Raw genomic sequence first — 16,868 nt, 5'->3', positions numbered from 1 at the left:
GATTCGAGGTGGAGGCCGAGGGTGACGCTGGAGTCTTCAGCGTTATAGGGCGAGACGATCTCGCGTATCGTCGACCCGTGCAGCTCATTGTCCACGAGTCCGACATCTCGGAGTACTGCAGCTGCATGGTGCGGGATGGCTCGTATCCGTCCTCAGTGGAGGAGGCGGCGGGGTTGGCGGCACTGCACGTCCAGGAGATGTTGGGTGCGGGCCATGACAGAAACCGCAATACAGTGCGTCGCACGGGGTTCCGGCGGACTGGAGGCACCGTTGAATTGTTTGTCGATTCGGAGCCTGTGGAAATTGAATCGGATCAGTCTCTAGGTGTCAATACATGGGTGGCTGAACGCCCTGAGCGTACTTGAGTAGAAGCAGACTGTCTCGCCACTGTGGGAGATCAGGATGAATGTCACGAGCCTGCACCGCTACCCGGTCAAGTCGATGCTGGGGGAGGACCTCGCCGCGCTCGACCTGGACACCCACGGCGTCGTCGGCGACCGGGCGCTCGCGCTCACCGACCCCGACTCCGGTCTGGTGGCCACTGCCAAGCAGCCCCGGCACTGGCGGGCCCTGCTGCGCTGCGCCTCGTCCGGCGTCGGCGACGACGTCCGGGTCACCCTCCCCGACGGCCGCACCGTGGCCGCCGGGGCCGCCGCCGGGCCGCTGGCCGAGCTGCTCGGCCGCCCGGTCGTCGTCGCGCAGCAGCGGGCCGACGGCGCCGTCGTCGAACGGCCGGACCCGGAGGACGTGCTCGCGCACGGCCTCGACGCCGAGGTCGACGCGCCGACCCTGGAGATCGCCCAGGGCACACCCGGCGGCCGGTTCGTCGACCACTCACCGGTGCACCTGATCACCACGGCGACGCTCGACGCGCTCGGCGTCGAGGCGCTGCGCTACCGGCCCAACGTCGTGGTCGCGACGCCGCCGGGCACCGAGCCGTTCGTGGAGAACACCTGGCTCGGGCGACGGCTGACCCTCGGCGACGTCGTGCTGGTCGCGACGCTGCCGACCCCGCGCTGCTCGGTGCCGACGCTGGAGCACGGCGACCTGCCGCGCGCCCCGCACGCCCTGCGCGGCCCGGCCGACCGCAACCGCGTCGAGGTCGAGGGCTTCGGTGTCCTGCCCTGCGCGGGGCTCTACGCCCGCGTCGAGCACACCGGCACCCTGCGCACCGGGGACCGGCTCGAGATCTCCTGACCGCCCGGCCCCGTCCCACCCGTTCGTGAGGAGGGACGGGGCCGTGAGGCGGGGGGTCAGGTCAGGCGGCCGTAGACGTCGGTGACCAGCAGGACCGCGAACAGGACCGACGAGATCCCCAGGATCGCGTTCGACAGCCACCGCGAGCGCGCCTCGGGCGCCACCATGCGGGTGTTGAGCAGCAGGAGCAGCGTGACCGCCAGGAACGGCATGAAGAACGAGCCCAGCACGCCGTAGACCAGGGTCAGCGCGAACGGCCGCCCGATGAGCAGCAGCGCCATCGGCGGGAACGTCAGCCACAGCAGGTACCCGCGGAAGGGCAGCGAGCGCTCGGCGCGGGCCGCCTCGTAGGCCCCGGGCCGCCCGGGCCCGTCGCCGCGCTCGGGTCCCTCTCCGTCGCCGCGCCCGGGCGTCGCGACGGCGGCGTCCTCCTCCCCGGTGACGACGGCGTTCGTCACCTCCGGCCCGATCGCGGCCTTCTTCCCGTGCGGCAGCCGGATCGCCCGCACCCAGTCGGTGAACAGCAGTGACACGCCGTTCCACACGCCGAGCAGCGAGGTGAAGGTGACCGAGAGGAAGCCGACCAGGAACAGGATCCGCACCGGCTCGCCGTAGAGGGCGCCGAGCCGGTCGGCGAGGGTGAGCAGCCCGCTGTCGGACTCGGTGAGGTTCTCCCCGAACAGGATCGTGGACCCGACGACGAGCATCGAGACCACGAAGATGCCGGTCATGATGTAGCCGGTCGCGTTGTCCAGGCGCATCATCGACAGCCACTTCGGGCCCTTCCAGCCCTTCGCGAACAGCCAGTAGCCGTAGGCGGCCATGGTGATCGTCCCGCCGACGCCGCCGATGAGGCCGAGCACGTAGACCGTGGACCCCTCGGGCAGCCGGGGGACGAGGCCGTTCGCCAGCGCGGGCAGGTCCGGGCCGACCAGGATCGCGACGAACACGACCGTCGCGAACTTGATCAGCACGAGCACGGTCATGAACTTCTCGAACGCGTGGTAGCGCTGCACCCACACCAGCGCGAGCCCGACGACGCCCGCGATCGCCGCCCACCCGCCGACCGGCAGCCCGCCGAACAGCGCGTTCAGCGGCAGCCCGACCGCCGACATCGCGGTGGCGCCGTAGACGAAGCCCCACACCACGATGTAGACGCCGAAGAAGCCCGTCGCCCAGTAGCCCAGCCGCCGCCAGCCGTCGAGCATGGTCGCGCCGGAACCGAGGTGCCAGCGACCGACGGCCTCACCGAGCGCGAGCTTGACCAGGGTCCCGACGACGGCGGCCCACAGCAGCACCGTCCCGAACGACGCCCCCGCCACCATCGTCGCGACGAGGTCGCCCGCGCCGACGCCGGTCGCCGCGGCGAGCAGGCCCGGCCCGATCGAGCGGATCTTCCGCGCGCCGGTGGGGGGTTCGAGGAAGTCCGTCTGCGGACCGGGGGAGGCCATCGTCACAGTCTCCGATCACGGCGTCGTGGGAGGTGTCGCGCGGGTTCGCCGAGCACGCTAGGCGAGCGGGGCGGTGCATTCCAGCGCGGAAGGGTCACGAACGGACGTATCGGACCCCCCGATCGCGGCGACGGGCTACGACGCACGGCGCACCCGCCGTTGCAGGCGGTGCACGCCCGGCGCACCATGAACGGGTACCGGGACCGGCCGATAGATTGACCGCGGCGTCGGCCGGGTCACGGTCGCCGCACGCGCACGCACGGAGGGTGGGCATGGCGAACATCGACGAGATCCGGGCCGGGATCGGGCGGGCCAACCAGCAGGCCACCGAGAGCCTCGGCGCGCTGCGGCACGCCCGCCAGGCCATCGAGGAGGCCGGCGCCGCGTTCTCCCAGAACATCTACGGCACCGCCCAGAACGACGCCGACGACGCCCGCGCCCGCTTCGCCGCCGCGTCGGAGAAGATCGACGAGGTCGAGCAGGCCCTGCACATCGCCATGCAGTCCGCCGACGACGTCGCCTCGCGGCTCTGACCGCGCCCGCCCGCCCCTGATGGCACGTCGTCCGAACCGTCGCGAGCGGATCCGGTCCGCCTTCGACGGGTTCCACCGGGCGGCGTCGCGGGCCCTGGGTGCGGCGGAGGGCCGCCGCGACCGGGCTGCGGCCCGGCACGCCGAGGTCATGGCGGAGCTGTGGCTGCGCGAGACCGGGCACGACGCCGCGCGCCGCGACCCGGGGCTGGCCCGGGTGCTCGGCAACCCGCGGCTCGCGGGCGTCCTCGCCCGGGTCGCCGAGGACCGGGCGCACGTGTTCGACCGCTGGCAGGGCGACTCGCCGCAGACACTGTCGGAGATCGTCGCCGACGCCACCCCCGGCGCCGCCGGGGACGCCCCGGCGGACTGGAGGCCGGTCGCGGGCGCCGTCGAGCCGACCGGCCCGGTCCCGGAGATGTGGGTGCTGGGCACCGGCTCGGTGGAGGGCGGTGCCCCGTTCCGGGTCGCGGTCCCGCTGCTCGACGGCGCGCACCTGCAGGTGGTGTCGACGCCACGCTCCCGCGACCGGGCCGAGGCGATGGTCGAGCAGCTGGTCCTGCGCACCGTGCGGTACTTCCGGCCCGGCGCGGTGAACGTGCACGTCTGGGACGTCGGCCAGCTCGCAGGCGCCCTGCCGGGGCTGTACCCGCTGACCCGCACCGGGCTGCTGACCGTGCACGACCCGACCCGGCTGGGGCGGCTGCTGGACCAGCTCGCGGACCGGATCCGCCGGGTGCAGACCCGGGTGCTCGCCGACGGCGCCACCTCGCTGCGCGAGCTCGCCGACCGCACGGGGGAGCGGCCCGAGGCGTGGCTGGTGGCGGTGCTCGTCGGCAACGGCCGCGAGCTGCCCGAGGCCGAGCTGCGCCAGCTGCAGCGGGTGGCGCGCGGCGGTGTCGCGGCCGGGGTGCAGCTGGTGCTGCTCGACGTGCCGGCGGCCCTGCCGCGTCCGGTGGAGACCGTCGGCTTCGGGGACCCGCCGGGCGTCGACCCGGCCGACGACCGGTCGCCGGTCCCGGTGCGGACCTCGGTGACCGGGCCGCACGTGCTCGTCGAGCCGGACCCGCCGGTACCGGCCGACGACGTCACCGCGGTGTGCGAGGCGATCGCCGCCGGGCACGAGCAGTGGCGCGGACGGCTGGGCGCGTTCAAGGACATGCTGCCCCGGCGGCGCGGCGAGGGCCGCTCGCACGACGGGCTCAAGGTCGTCGTCGGGCACGAGGACGGCATCCCCGCCGAGCTGAGCCTCGACGACCACTCCCCGCACGCGCTCGTCGGTGGGCCCAGCGGGTCGGGCAAGACGAACCTGCTGCTGGCCTGGATCGCCGGTCTCGCCGCGCACTACGGCCCGGACGAGGTCGAGCTGTACCTGCTCGACTTCAAGGAGGGGGTGTCGTTCACCCCGTTCGCCCCGGACCCCGACGGCCACCGCGCCGACCGGCTCCCGCAGGCCCGGCTGATCGGCGTCAACATCAACACCGACCGGGAGTTCGGGCTGGCACTGCTGCGCCACCTGTCCGAGGTCATGCGCAGCCGCGCCGAGGCCGCCCGCCGGCACGGCGCGACCAAGCTGGCCGAGCTCCGGGTGGAACGTCCCGACCTGCGGCTGCCGCGGATCGTCGCGGTCATCGACGAGTTCCAGTTCCTGTTCACCGGTCGCGACGCCGTCAGCGCCGAGGCGACCGCGCTGCTGGAGGACGTCGCCCGGCGCGGCCGCTCGCAGGGGGTGCACCTGGTCCTGGCCAGCCAGGACGTCTCCGGCATCGACGCGCTGTGGGGCCGCTCGGCGATCTTCGAGCAGTTCGTGCTGCGGATCGCGCTGCCCCGCGCGCGGCGGATCCTCGCCCAGGACAACGAGGCCGCGCTGGCGCTCCCGCGCTGGCACGCGATCGTCAACCACGACTCGGGCGTCGCGCACGGCAACCACGTGGTCCGGCTGCCCGAGGCGGGCGGCCCGGTGGTCCGCGACGTCCAGGTCACCGCGTTCACCGACTTCCCCGACACCCCGGAGCCGGTCGTCTTCGACGGCGCCCGCGCCCCCTCCCACGACGCACTGGCCGCCCGGCTGCCCGCCGACGGCGTGCCCCGCGCGCTGGTCGGGCAGTTCGTCGACGTGCACGGCAGCCCCGCGGCCGCCGAGCTGTCCGACGGCCCCGGCCGCAACCTCGGGGTGATCGGTCCCGACGCCCGTGTCGCGGTCCCGCTGCTGTGCTCGGCCGTCCGCTCGGTGGCGGCGTCGCTGCCCGACCCGGCCGGTGCGCAGGTCCTGCTCGTGCCGCTGGCCCCGGACGCGGCGGCCGCGGGCGCGCTCGCCCCGGACCTGCCCGGCACGGTGGAGAAGGTGTCCGCCGACGGGTTCGCCGCCCGCGTCGCCGAGCTGGCGGCGACGGTCCGCGCCCGGGCCGCGTCGGGCGGCGGTGGGGGACACGCGTCGCTGCTGGTCGTGGTGTTCGGCGCCGACGCGGCGGAGTCGATGCTGGACCGCACCGGCACCGAGGACCTGCGGGCGCTGCTGCGCCACGGGCCCGGGGTCGGGGTGCACGTGCTGGGCTGGTGGCAGGGCGCGCAGCGGCTGAAGACGCTGCTGGCCCCGCCGGGTGCGGCGATCGACGACCTGGGCGCCTGGGTGGCGACCGGCGTGCAGGGCACCGACCTGGTGCCGCTGCTGGGCGGACAGCCGCTGGACTGGACGCCGACGCCGGGGCGCGCGCTGTTCCTCGACCGCTCCCGGCACGGCCGCCCGCAGCTGGTCATCCTGACCGACGCGGGCGGGGGCGGCCCGGACAGCGTCGCCGGAGGTGGGGTGTGAGTGCCGTGGAGCGCTACCGCGCGGTGGTGGCCGAGCTGGCCGGCGCCGTCGTCGACCTGCGGGAACGCGACGCCCGGCGGGCCGAGGAGCTGCGCCGCGAGCTGCGCGGCACCGAGCGGGAGCTGCGCGACGCCGCGGACCGGCTCACCCTGGCCCGCGGCATGTTCGAGCTGCGCTGGGAGGCGGCGTTGCAGCTGATGTGGTCGGCCGAGGAGCCGGGGCGGCCCCGGCCGCGGCCCGACCTGCGGGCCGACCCCGACGAGCACGCCGCGCTGGAGGAGGCCGCCGACGAGGCCCTGCGCGAGCTGCGCTCCTCGGGCGACCGGCGGCTGTTCCGCCTGCGCCGCGACGACGACTGACCCCGCCCCGCACGCCGCACCCGTCCGGCCCGGCCCGGCCCGGCCGCGGGCCGGATACGCCGAGATGCAGCCCGGGGCCGCCCCACGGGTGGCGGGCAGCCCCGAGCTGCATCTCGACGGTCGTGCCGGGGGTCCGGGGCCGGTGGTCGCCGTCCGCCCCTCCCCGGCGTACCGCGTGGGCGGCACCGGATGGTGGGCGGGCGGTCAGCCCAGCGGGACGACGCCCAGCAGCAGCGCGACCCCGAGCATCACCAGCGAGCAGAGCGCGGCCCGCCAGATCACCCTGCGGTGGTGGTCGGCCAGGTCGACCTTCGCGAGCGAGACGAGCAGCAGCAGCGCCGGGACCAGCGGGCTGGTCATGTGCACCGGCTGGCCGATGATCGAGGCGCGGGCCATCTCCACCGGGGCGATGCCGTAGTGGCCCGCGGCCTCGGTGAGGATCGGCAGGATGCCGAAGTAGAACGCGTCGTTGGTGAGGAAGAACGTCAGCGGCATGCTCAGCACACCGGTGATCACCGCGAACCAGGAGCCGACCGACGGCGGTACGGCCGAGACGATCCCGTTCGCCATCGCCGTCACCATGCCGGTGCCCGACAGGACCCCGACCAGGACCGCGGCGGCGAACACCATGGACACGACGCCGACGATCGAGGTGGCGTGCGAGGTCACCGCCCGGAGCTGGTCCTCGGGCTTCGGGAAGTTCACGACCAGGGCGATCGCGGCGGCCGCGACGAACACCAGCGACAGCGGCAGGACGTCCATGCCCAGCAGCACCAGCAGCGCGACGGTGAGCCCGAGGTTGAACCAGATCAGCTTCGGCCGCAACGTCGGACGGTTCGGGTCCAGCGTGCCCTCCAGCGCGCCCCCGGCGTCGGCTCCGTCGGCGGGGCCTCCGCCCGAACCGGTGGCCGGGCCGTCGGTGGCGGTGCCCCCGCCGACCAGGGCGGGCTCGCGCACCGCCACCATCTCGTCGGCGACGACCGACAGCGTGCGGCCCGAGACCAGCAGCCGCTTGCGCTCGGAACGGCCCAGCTGCCAGGCCAGCAGCAGCACGGTGGCGATGCCGGCCACCATGCCCGGGACCATCGGGTTGAACAGCTCCGAGGGCGACACGTTCAGCACCGTCGCGGCGCGGATCGTGGGGCCGCCCCAGGGCAGGATGTTGAGCACGCCGTTCGCGAGGTTGGCGACGACGGTCAGCACCACCGGGCTCAGCCCGAGCCGCAGGTAGATCGGCAGCAGCGCGGACACCGTGATGATGAAGGTGGTCGAGCCGTCGCCGTCGAGGGAGACGACACCGGCGAGCACCGCGGTCAGCACGACCAGGCGCACCGGGTCGTTGTCCACCGTGCGCAGCACGAAGCGGATGAGCGGGTCGAACAGCCCGACGTCGATCATCGTGCCGAAGAAGATGATCGCGAAGAACAGCAGCACGGCCGTCGGCGCGAAGTCGGAGAACGCCGACGAGATCGAGTCGACGACGCCGTCCTCACCCGGCTCGGACAGGCCGGTGCCGGTCGCCACGAGGGCGAAGGTCAGGGGGACGAGTACCAGCGCCAGCGTCGGCGCGAGCCGCTTCGCCAGGATCAGGTACATGAAGACCGCGATCATCGCGGACCCGAGAACGATGAGCATCGGTGCTCCTCCTCGACGGATGTGTCGAGGAGCGACGCTAGGTCCGGGGCCCGGCCCCGGTCCCGCTTGCGGACACAGCCCACGTAGTGGTCGCTGCGTGCCCTGTGGTCGTTGTGGTCACGGGGCTACTCGTCGTCGGCGTCGTCGCGCGCGAGGAAGCTCGACAGCCGCTCGACGGCGGTCTCGAACTGCGGGTTCGCGTCGACGAAGGCGCGGAGCCGGTCGGCCAGCCACTCGACGCTGACCTGCTCGTCGCCGCGCCGGTCGACGAGCTCCTCGATGCCGCGGTCGGTGAAGTACATGCCGGCGAGGATACGGCGGCCGCCGCTTGACCCGGACGCGACGGCATCGTTTCCGATGGGTCTCCCACCGCCCCGTGAGGAGATCCCATGTCCACCGCGCCGCCCGCCGCGACCGTCGCCCCGACCCCGGTGAGCGACCGCGCGCTCGCCCCCGACCTCGCCCGGGGCGCGATGCTGCTGCTGATCGCACTGGCCCACGCGCCCTGGTTCGCCTACACCTCCGAGCTGGGGGCCACGCTGCTCCACGCCGCGGACGGCGGACCCGCCGACCGGATCGCCCAGGTCGTGACCATCACCGCCGTCGACGGCCGCGCCTGGACGCTGTTCGGGTTCCTGTTCGCCTACGGCATCGGGCAGCTCCACGCCCGCCGGATCGCCGGCGGCGGCACCGACGCGCAGGCGCGGCGGCTGCTGCGCACCCGGCACCGGTGGCTGCTCGTCCTCGGCCTGCTGCACGCGGCCCTGCTGTGGCAGGGCGACATCCTGGGCACCTACGGGGTCCTGGGCCTGGTGCTGGTGCCGCTGTTCCTGCACCGCAGCGACCGCACCCTGCGGATCGGGGCCGGGGTCCTGGTCGGTCTCGCCGTGGCCGTCCCCGCGGCGACGGGCGTGCTGGCGCAGTTCACGGGTGGCGCGACGCCGACGTCCGCCGCGCAGCAGCTCGCCCTCGCCACCCCGGACTGGTTCGCGACGCTGCCGCTGCGGCTCGCGCTGTGGGTGTCGGCGATCCCCGGGGCGTTCGTGACGCTGGTGATGCCTGCCGCGGTGCTGCTCGGGCTGCTCGCCGCGCGGCACCGCGTGCTGGAGGAGCCGGGCGCGCACCTGCCCCTGCTGCGCCGCACCGCCGCCGTCGGCATCGCCGTCGGCTGGTCGGCCGGGCTGGCCCAGGCCCTCGTGCACGTCGGCGTCGTCGCGCTGCCGGACCCGGGTGCGTTCGCCGGCCTGCACATCGCCACCGGGATCTTCGCCGCGCTCGGCTACGCGGCGGTGTTCGGCCTCGTCGCGCACCGGCTGGGAACCCGTCCGACGGCGCCGCTGCCGGTCCGGGCCCTGGTCGCGCTCGGCCGTCGCTCGCTGAGCGGCTACCTGGCGCAGTCGCTGCTGTTCGTGCCGCTGCTCGCCGCGTGGGGCCTCGGGCTGGGCGCGCACCTGTCGGGCTGGTCGGCGTCGCTGGTCGCGGTCGGGGTGTGGCTGCTGACCGTCGTCGTCGCGTACCGGCTCGACCGGGCCGGCGTGCGGGGGCCCGCCGAGACGCTGCTGCGCCGCCTGACCTACGGGCCGTCGCCGCGGAGCGCTCGGTAGCGTCGACGGACCGCCGCGCCCGCGGCCCCGCCGCCCCCCGATCCGGAGTTCTCATGGCACTCACCCCTCCCGTGGCCCGCACCCTGCACGACGTCGGCCTGGCCGCCTGGTTCGGCGGCTCGCTGATGGGCGTCACCGGCCTCAACGGCGCACTGGACGCGGTCGGCGACCCGGCCGAGCGCGAACGGCTCGCCGGCGCGGGCTGGGGCGGGTGGGGCCGGATCGGCACCGCCGCGACGGCGGCGCACCTGCTGGGCGGGGCGGGCCTGCTGGCGCGCGACGCGGTCCGCCGGCGCGAGCCGGGCGTCGCGGCCGCGGCGGCGACCCGGACCGCACTGACCGGTGCCGCGCTCGCCGCGAGCGCCTGGGCCGGGGCGCTGGGCCGCCGCGCCGCGACGCCGGAGGGCCCGGATGCCGCGCTGCGCCGCCGGATCCGGGTGGCGGAGTGGGCCGTGCCGGTCGTGACCGGCGTCGCGGTCGTCGCCGGGGCGCTGCGCCGCTCCTGACCCGTGGGACACGGACGGCCCGGCCGGGGAGATCCCCGACCGGGCCGTCGTCGTGCGTGGTGTTACCGGGCGAACGCCTTGTCGATCAGCTCGGCCTGCTCGACCTCGTGCACCTTCGACGAGCCGGCGGCCGGGGCCGCCATCCGGCGCCGGGACACCCGGGTGAAGCTGCCCTGCAGCTGGGGCAGCTTCTGCGGCAGCTCCAGGCCGTAGTACGGCCACGAGCCCTGGTTGGCCGGCTCCTCCTGGACCCAGCGGACGTCACCGGCGGCCTCGGGGTAGCGCTCGAGGACGGCGGCGATCTCCTCGGCCGGCATCGGGTAGAGCCGCTCGACGCGGACCAGCGCGGCCTCGTCCACGCCTGCGTCGCCGTTCTTGCGGCGCTTGTCGCGGGCCGCGGCCAGCTCCCAGTAGATCTTGCCGGAGCAGAACAGCACCCGCTTCACCCCGGAGACGGTGTCGCCCTTGCCGGCGTGCTCCGGGTCGTCGATGACCGGGCGGAACCGGCCCTCGGTGAAGTCGGACAGCGGGCTGACGACCTGCTTGGCACGCAGCATCCACTTCGGCGTGAAGACCACCAGCGGCCGGCGCACCCCGTCGAGGGTGTGCTGGCGCAGCAGGTGGAAGTAGTTCGCCGGGTCCGACGGCAGCGCGACGGTCATCGAGCCCTCGGCGCACAGCTGCAGGAAGCGCTCGATGCGCCCGGAGCTGTGGTCGGGGCCCTGGCCCTCCAGGCCGTGCGGCAGCAGCAGCGCGACGTCGGAGAGCTGGCCCCACTTTGCCTCGCCGGAGGAGATGAACTCGTCGATGATCGACTGGGCGCCGTTGACGAAGTCGCCGAACTGGCCCTCCCACATGACGAGCGCGTCGGAGTTGGCGACCGAGTAGCCGTACTCGAAGCCGACCGCGGCGAACTCCGAGAGCGCCGAGTCGTAGGGCAGGAACCGGCCCTGCCCCTCGGCCAGGTTGCGCAGCGGGAAGTACTCCGCACCGGTGTGCCGGTCGATCAGGACCGAGTGCCGCTGCACGAAGGTGCCGCGACGCGAGTCCTGACCGGACAGCCGGACCAGCCGGCCGTCCATCGCCAGCGAGCCGATGGCGAGCAGCTCGGCGAAGGCCCAGTCGACGTCGCCCTCGCGGGACATCTTCTCGCGCTTGCGCAGCACGGGCTCGACCCGCTTGTGCACGGCGAACCCCTCGGGGAGGTTGGCGTGCACGTCGCCGATCCGGTGGACGACCTCGAGCGGGACCGAGGTGTCGAGGTCGGACGGGACGAGCTGCTCGGACTCGATCGACGGCGAGATCACCGGCGGGGTCTTCTCGAGCTCGCGCACCTCGTTGAAGACGTGCTCGAGCTGGTTGGAGAAGTCCTTGAGCGCCTGCTCGGCCTCCTCCATGGTGATGTCACCACGGCCGATCAGCGACTCGGTGTAGATCTTCCGGACGCTTCGCTTGGCGTCGATGATGTCGTACATCGACGGCTGGGTCATCGAGGGATCGTCGCCCTCGTTGTGGCCCCGGCGCCGGTAGCAGATCATGTCGATCACGACGTCGTTGTTCCAGCGCTGGCGGTACTCCACGGCCAGCTTGGCGACCCAGACGCAGGCCTCCGGGTCGTCGCCGTTCACGTGGAAGACCGGCGCGCCGATCATCTTCGCGACGTCGGTGCAGTACTGCGAGGACCGCGAGTGCTCCGGCGCGGTGGTGAACCCGACCTGGTTGTTGACGACGACGTGCACGGTCCCGCCGGTGCGGTACCCGCGCAGCAGCGCGAGGTTCAGCGTCTCGGCCACGACGCCCTGACCGGCGAAGGCCGCGTCGCCGTGCATCAGCACCGGCAGCACGGTGAAGCCGCCGTCGCCCTTGTCGAGCAGGTCCTGCTTCGCGCGGACGATGCCCTCCAGCACCGGGTCCACGGCCTCCAGGTGCGACGGGTTCGCGGTCAGCGAGACCGCGGTCTCGCCGTCGCCGAACATGCGGAAGTACTTGCCCTCGGCACCGAGGTGGTACTTCACGTCGCCGGAACCGTGCGCCTGGCCCGGGTCGAGGTTGCCCTCGAACTCGCGGAAGATCTGGCTGATCGGCTTGCCGACGATGTTGGCCAGCACGTTGAGCCGGCCACGGTGCGGCATGCCGATGACGACCTCGTCGAGCTCGCGCTCGGCGGCCTTGTCCAGCACGGCGTCGAGCAGCGGGATGACGGTCTCGCCGCCCTCCAGCGAGAACCGCTTCTGCCCGACGTACTTGGTCTGCAGGAAGGTCTCGAAGGCCTCGGCCGCGTTCAGCCGGGACAGGATGTACTTCTGCTCCGAGGAGTCCGGCTTGACGTGCGCGACCTCGATGCGTTCCTCGAGCCACTTGCGCTGCTCGGGGTCGGCGATGTGCATGTACTCCGTGCCGATGGTGCGGCAGTAGGAGTTGCGCAGCAGGCCGAGCACGTCGCGCAGCTTCATGTGGCTCTGCCCGCCGAACCCGCCGACCGCGAAGTCGCGGTCGAGGTCCCACAGGGTCAGGCCGTGGCTGAGGACGTCGAGATCGGGGTGCCGGCGCTGGCGGTAGTTCAGCGGGTCCGTGTCGGCCATCAGGTGGCCACGGGTCCGGTAGGACTCGATCAGCTCCAGCACGCGGGCGGTCTTGTCGACCTCGCCCTCGGGGAAGTCCTGCACCCAGCGGACCGGCTCGTACGGCACCCGCAGCGAGGCGAAGATGTCGTCGTAGAAGCCGTCCTCGCCGAGGAGCAGCTGGTGGATCCGGCGCAGGAAGTCGCCGGACTCGGCGCCCTGGATGATCCGGTGGTCGTAGGTCGAGGTCAGCGTGATGATCTTGGAGATGCCGAGCTCGACGAGCCGCTCCTCCGACGCGCCCTGGAAGGCGGCCGGGTACTCCATCGCGCCGACGCCGACGATCGCGCCCTGGCCCACCGACAGCCGCGGCACCGAGTGGTTGGTGCCCAGCGTGCCGGGGTTGGTCAGGCTGATCGTGGTGCCCGCGAAGTCGTCGGCGGTCAGCTTGCCGTCACGGGCCTTGCGGACCATGCCCTCGTAGGCCTGCCAGAACTGCGCGAACGACATGTTCTCGCAGCCCTTGATCGACACGACGATCAGCGAGCGGCTGCCGTCCTTGCCCGGCATGTCCATCGCCAGGCCCAGGTTCACGTGCTCCGGCGTCGCGACCGAGGGCTTGCCGTCGGTCTCGGCGAAGTGCCGGTTCATGTTCGGGAAGTCGGTCAGCGCCCGGACCAGCGCGTAGCCGATCAGGTGGGTGAACGACAGCTTCCCGCCGCGCGTGCGCTTGAGGTGGTTGTTGATGACGATGCGGTTGTCGGCCAGCAGCTTGGCCGGGACCGCACGGACGCTGGTCGCGGTCGGCAGCGTGAGCGACGACGTCATGTTCTTGGCGATGGCGTTCGCGGCACCGCGCAGCGGGGTGGTGGTCGCGCCACCCCCGTCCTGCGCCGGCTTCGCGGCCTTGGAACCGCTGCCCGCGGCGGGCTTGGCCGATGTCCCGTTCGACGACGCCGGGGCCGGTGCGCTCGCGGTGCGCAGGCGCTCCTCGGCGGGCGGCGGCTCGGCCTTCGGGGTGACCGGCGGCGGGACGTCGCGGGAGGTGGCGGTGCCCTTGCCGCCTGCCTTCCCGCCGTTCGTCACGGCCTTCTGGGCCGGGGCGTCGCCGGAGCCGGCCGCGCCGGTCTCCGTGCCGCTCCCGCTGCCCTGGTCGTCCTCGGTGGCCGCGCCCCGGGTGACCCCACCCGAGGAGGCCGCCGGGGCGGACCCGTTGCCGGCGGAGGTGTCGGCCGGCTCCTCGGTCCCGACGGACGACGAGGAGGCCTTCTCACCGTCCTTGCCGTAGTCGGCGAAGAACTCGTGCCAGGCCGGGTCCACGGCCGACGGGTCCTCCTGGAAGCGCTGGTACATCTCCTCGACGAGCCACTCGTTCGGACCGAAGTCGCTCGCCTGATGGGAGGTACTGCTCGATGACACTCTGCGTCAACCGCCTTGATAGCTGCTCGATTTGTCGCGACCGGCTACCAGGTTAGTCCCCTCGGCGCGAGACCGGGCAGTGTGCCGGGTCCCACTTCGTGATCGTTTCGTGATCGACCGCACGCGGACGGCGAGCGGCACGATTCAGAAGCCGGGCGGGGACCCGAGGACGCCGACCACCGCGGTCTGCGTCGCCGTCTCGGCGACGACCGTCCCGACCGGCGGGCCGACGCGGGCCGGGCGGCGGACGGTGTCGCGCTCGCCGGCGTACTGCCCGTCGACGGGGGAGATCAGCAGCTCGGTGCGGACCGGCCCGTCGTCGTGGACGAGGGTGGGGTGCCGCTCGCCGTCGAGGTTGTCGGTCTCGCCGAGGGAGACGGCCGGCATCCGGCGCAGCGCGGCGTAGAGCACCGCGCGCAGTTCGGCGGGGACCCGGCAGGTCCGCAGCGCGTCGACCGCGCTGGGGAACGGGCCGGTGTAGCCGCGGCCCGGCGGGCTGTCGGCGATCAGCCGGTCCAGCATCGCGGCCGGGTCGCGGGGCAGGCCCGCGAGGAACGCCTCGGTGGGGTTGGCCCACGAGCCGACCTTCGCGGCGGGCCGGTGGCCGTGGAGCGCGGCGTAGAAGTCGCCGTGCGGGGCGCGGAAGCGGCCGGTGGGCCACTGGTCGGCGATGTCGAAGCCGTCCTCGATCGCGGCGGCGCCGTCGCCGGACAGCCAGTGCACGCGGCCGGTCAGCTCGCGGTCGAGCAGCCAGTCCTGGGCCGGGTCGAGCGGGGTCCACTGCTGGAGCAGGTGCTCGCTGTAGTGGACGCAGAGCTCGTCGCGGGCGAAGCAGGTCCCCATCCACCAGGCGTGCGTCGCCGTGTGCCGGTACTGACCGGGGGAGATCGGCTCGTCGGAGGTCCGGATGGCGAGCTCCAGCAAGTCGGGCTCCTCGTCATGTCGCGAGTCCTGTCGCGGGTGCCCCGGCAGGGGTTGCCCGGGGCGCCGTGAACCGTGGATGACGTCACACATTCTCTACGCCCTGCCTACGAGCCGTGACGCGACCCCCCGGTACTGGGCCGAACGGCGCAATGCCGCAGGTCCCCTCGTCGGGGGGTGACGTGGTGCTCACGCGGCCGGGCCGCGGCCGGACAGCCGGAACCCGCGGTAGCCGTCGGCGGCGACGTCGGCGCAGGTCGCGGCGTAGCGGGCGAACCCGCCGGCGTAGGGCATGAACACGCTCGGCTTGCCCGGCACGTTCGCGCCCAGGTACCAGGACGACGCGGCCCGCGGCAGCAGTGTCGCGTCGGCGGCGGCCCGGTTGTGCTCGCCCCAGTCGCGCTCGGCGGCCGGGTCGGCCTCGATCCGGTCCCGGCCGGTCGCGCGCAGGTGTGCCAGGCAGCCGGCGATCCAGTCGACGTGCTGCTCGATCGAGGTCGGCATGTTCGTGAGCACCGACGGGCTGAACGGCCCGGTGACGGTGAACAGGTTCGGGAAGCCGGACACGGCCAGTCCCAGGTAGGTCCGGGGGCCCTCGCGCCAGGCGTCGCTCAGCGCGGTGCCGTCCGGGCCGACCGGGTCCAGCCGCAGCAGCGGACCGGTCAGCGCGTCGAAGCCGGTGGCGAACACCAGGTCGTCCAGCTCGTGCAGCGCGCCCGAACGCAGCCGCAGGCCACCCGGCTCGACGGCCTCGACCGGGTCGGCCCGGACGTCGACGAGCGTCACGTCGTCGCGGTTGTAGGTCTCGAAGTAGTGGGTGTCGATCGGCGGGCGCTTGGTGGCGAAGCCGTGGTCGTGCGGGAGCAGCGCCTCGGCGGTGGCTGGGTCCTCGACGACCTCCCGGATCCGGTCGCGGATGAACTCCGAGGCGGTGGCGTTGGCGGCCTCGTCGGCGAGCAGGTCCCGGTAGGCCGCGCGGAACCGCAGCCCGCCGCGCTCCCAGGCGGCCCGGTAGACGCGCTCGCGCTCGTCGTCGGGGTCGTCGAGGGCGGAGCGGTCGTCGATCGTGAACGGGTGCCCGTTGGTGGATCCGGCCTGGATCTCGCGGATGTGGTCGTAGTCGGCCTTGTAGGCGCGCGACTCGTCCTCGGTCAGCGGGCCGTTGCGGGCCGGGATCGAGTAGTTCGGGGTGCGCTGGAAGACGGTCAGGTGCGCGGCCTGCTCGGCCAGCACCGGGATCGCCTGGATCCCGGTCGAGCCGGTGCCGACGACGCCGACCCGCCGCCCGGCGACGTCGACGCCGCCGTGCGGCCAGCTGCCGGTGTGGAACCAGCGCCCGGCGAAGTCGTCCAGGCCCGGCAGGTCCGGCACGTTCGCCGCGGACAGGCAGCCGACCGCGGTGACGAGGAACCGGCAGCGCAGGTCGGGGCCGTCCTCGACGGACACGGTCCAGCCCCGGCCGTCGGCGTCGGCGCGGGCCCCGGTGACGGTGGTCGAGAGCCGGATGTCACGGCGGAGGTCGAACCGGTCGGCGACGTGGTCGAGGTAGGCCCTGATCTCCGGCTGGCGCGGGTAGCGCTCGGTCCAGGTCCACTCCTGCTCCAGCGCGGAGTCGAAGGAGTAGCAGTAGTAGTAGCTCTCCGAGTCGCATCGCGCGCCCGGGTAGCGGTTCCAGTACCAGGTCCCGCCGACGCCGTCGGCGCGTTCCAGCACGACGGCGGACATCCCGAGCCCGCGCAGACGGTGCAGCATGTAGAGCCCGGCGAACCCGGCTCCGACCACGACCGCGTCGAACTCCTCGGAGGCGACGTCCTGACCAACAGCGCTGTCGACCATGTCACCCAGATGAGCACGCCCGCGCGGGCCCGGCAAG

Annotated in this window: 12 protein-coding genes; 6 read left to right on the top strand and 6 right to left on the bottom strand. The window is 73.6% G+C overall.

The genetic code is table 11. The features are described 5' to 3' along the window. Positions 1-402: 402 nt before the first annotated feature. On the top strand, positions 403-1,197 hold the full coding sequence (locus ZF1_RS22175) for an MOSC domain-containing protein (RefSeq protein WP_345649930.1): 795 nt from the start codon (positions 403-405) through the stop codon (positions 1,195-1,197). A 56-nt stretch (positions 1,198-1,253) separates the two neighbouring features. Here ZF1_RS22175 and ZF1_RS22170 read toward each other — a convergent pair whose 3' ends face one another. Continuing rightward, positions 1,254-2,648, bottom strand: coding sequence for an Nramp family divalent metal transporter (locus ZF1_RS22170; protein ID WP_405415283.1), 1,395 nt, complete (start codon positions 2,646-2,648; stop codon positions 1,254-1,256). 272 nt (positions 2,649-2,920) lie between these two features. Between ZF1_RS22170 and ZF1_RS22165 the strand changes: the two genes are divergently transcribed. Genes ZF1_RS22165 through ZF1_RS22155 form a run of 3 tightly spaced genes read left to right on the top strand, consistent with a single transcriptional unit; the run spans position 2,921 to position 6,349 of the window. Then, positions 2,921-3,181, top strand: a complete 261-nt coding sequence (locus ZF1_RS22165) for a hypothetical protein (RefSeq protein WP_020623160.1) — start codon at positions 2,921-2,923, stop codon at positions 3,179-3,181. 19 nt (positions 3,182-3,200) lie between these two features. After that, on the top strand, positions 3,201-5,990 hold the full coding sequence (locus ZF1_RS22160; RefSeq protein WP_482638253.1) for an FtsK/SpoIIIE domain-containing protein: 2,790 nt from the start codon (positions 3,201-3,203) through the stop codon (positions 5,988-5,990). After that, the gene (locus ZF1_RS22155) at positions 5,987-6,349 is read left to right on the top strand and encodes a hypothetical protein (RefSeq protein WP_139283056.1); all 363 of its coding nucleotides are present in this window, start codon (positions 5,987-5,989) and stop codon (positions 6,347-6,349) included. The genes ZF1_RS22160 and ZF1_RS22155 overlap by 4 nt, the downstream gene beginning before the upstream one ends. A gap of 204 nt (positions 6,350-6,553) precedes the next feature. Here the strand turns inward: ZF1_RS22155 and ZF1_RS22150 are convergent, their stop codons facing one another. Beyond that, the gene (locus tag ZF1_RS22150) at positions 6,554-7,984 is read right to left on the bottom strand and encodes a CitMHS family transporter (RefSeq protein ID WP_476652512.1); all 1,431 of its coding nucleotides are present in this window, start codon (positions 7,982-7,984) and stop codon (positions 6,554-6,556) included. Positions 7,985-8,109: 125 nt separating this feature from the next. After that, entirely contained in the window at positions 8,110-8,286 is a 177-nt protein-coding gene (locus ZF1_RS22145) for a DUF6104 family protein (RefSeq protein WP_020623156.1), read from the bottom strand. Positions 8,287-8,373: 87 nt separating this feature from the next. Between ZF1_RS22145 and ZF1_RS22140 the strand changes: the two genes are divergently transcribed. Further along, the gene (locus ZF1_RS22140) at positions 8,374-9,588 is read left to right on the top strand and encodes a DUF418 domain-containing protein (RefSeq protein WP_482638252.1); all 1,215 of its coding nucleotides are present in this window, start codon (positions 8,374-8,376) and stop codon (positions 9,586-9,588) included. A gap of 53 nt (positions 9,589-9,641) precedes the next feature. Then, positions 9,642-10,094, top strand: coding sequence for a hypothetical protein (locus ZF1_RS22135; RefSeq protein ID WP_482638251.1), 453 nt, complete (start codon positions 9,642-9,644; stop codon positions 10,092-10,094). A 62-nt stretch (positions 10,095-10,156) separates the two neighbouring features. On the opposite strand, the gene ZF1_RS22130 is transcribed toward ZF1_RS22135, so the two are convergent. From ZF1_RS22130 to ZF1_RS22120, 3 genes are all read right to left on the bottom strand, one after another. Then, on the bottom strand, positions 10,157-14,008 hold the full coding sequence (locus ZF1_RS22130; RefSeq protein WP_482638744.1) for a multifunctional oxoglutarate decarboxylase/oxoglutarate dehydrogenase thiamine pyrophosphate-binding subunit/dihydrolipoyllysine-residue succinyltransferase subunit: 3,852 nt from the start codon (positions 14,006-14,008) through the stop codon (positions 10,157-10,159). Between the two features lie 210 nt (positions 14,009-14,218). Then, the gene (locus tag ZF1_RS22125; RefSeq protein WP_062397463.1) at positions 14,219-14,998 is read right to left on the bottom strand and encodes a hypothetical protein; all 780 of its coding nucleotides are present in this window, start codon (positions 14,996-14,998) and stop codon (positions 14,219-14,221) included. Positions 14,999-15,184: 186 nt separating this feature from the next. Then, on the bottom strand, positions 15,185-16,831 hold the full coding sequence (locus ZF1_RS22120) for a flavin-containing monooxygenase (RefSeq protein WP_482638250.1): 1,647 nt from the start codon (positions 16,829-16,831) through the stop codon (positions 15,185-15,187). Between the last annotated feature and the right edge of the window lie 37 nt (positions 16,832-16,868).

The sequence above is a fragment of the Pseudonocardia sp. ZF1 genome, assembly GCF_056835605.1.
This window is presented reverse-complemented; position numbering and strand designations above follow the sequence as displayed.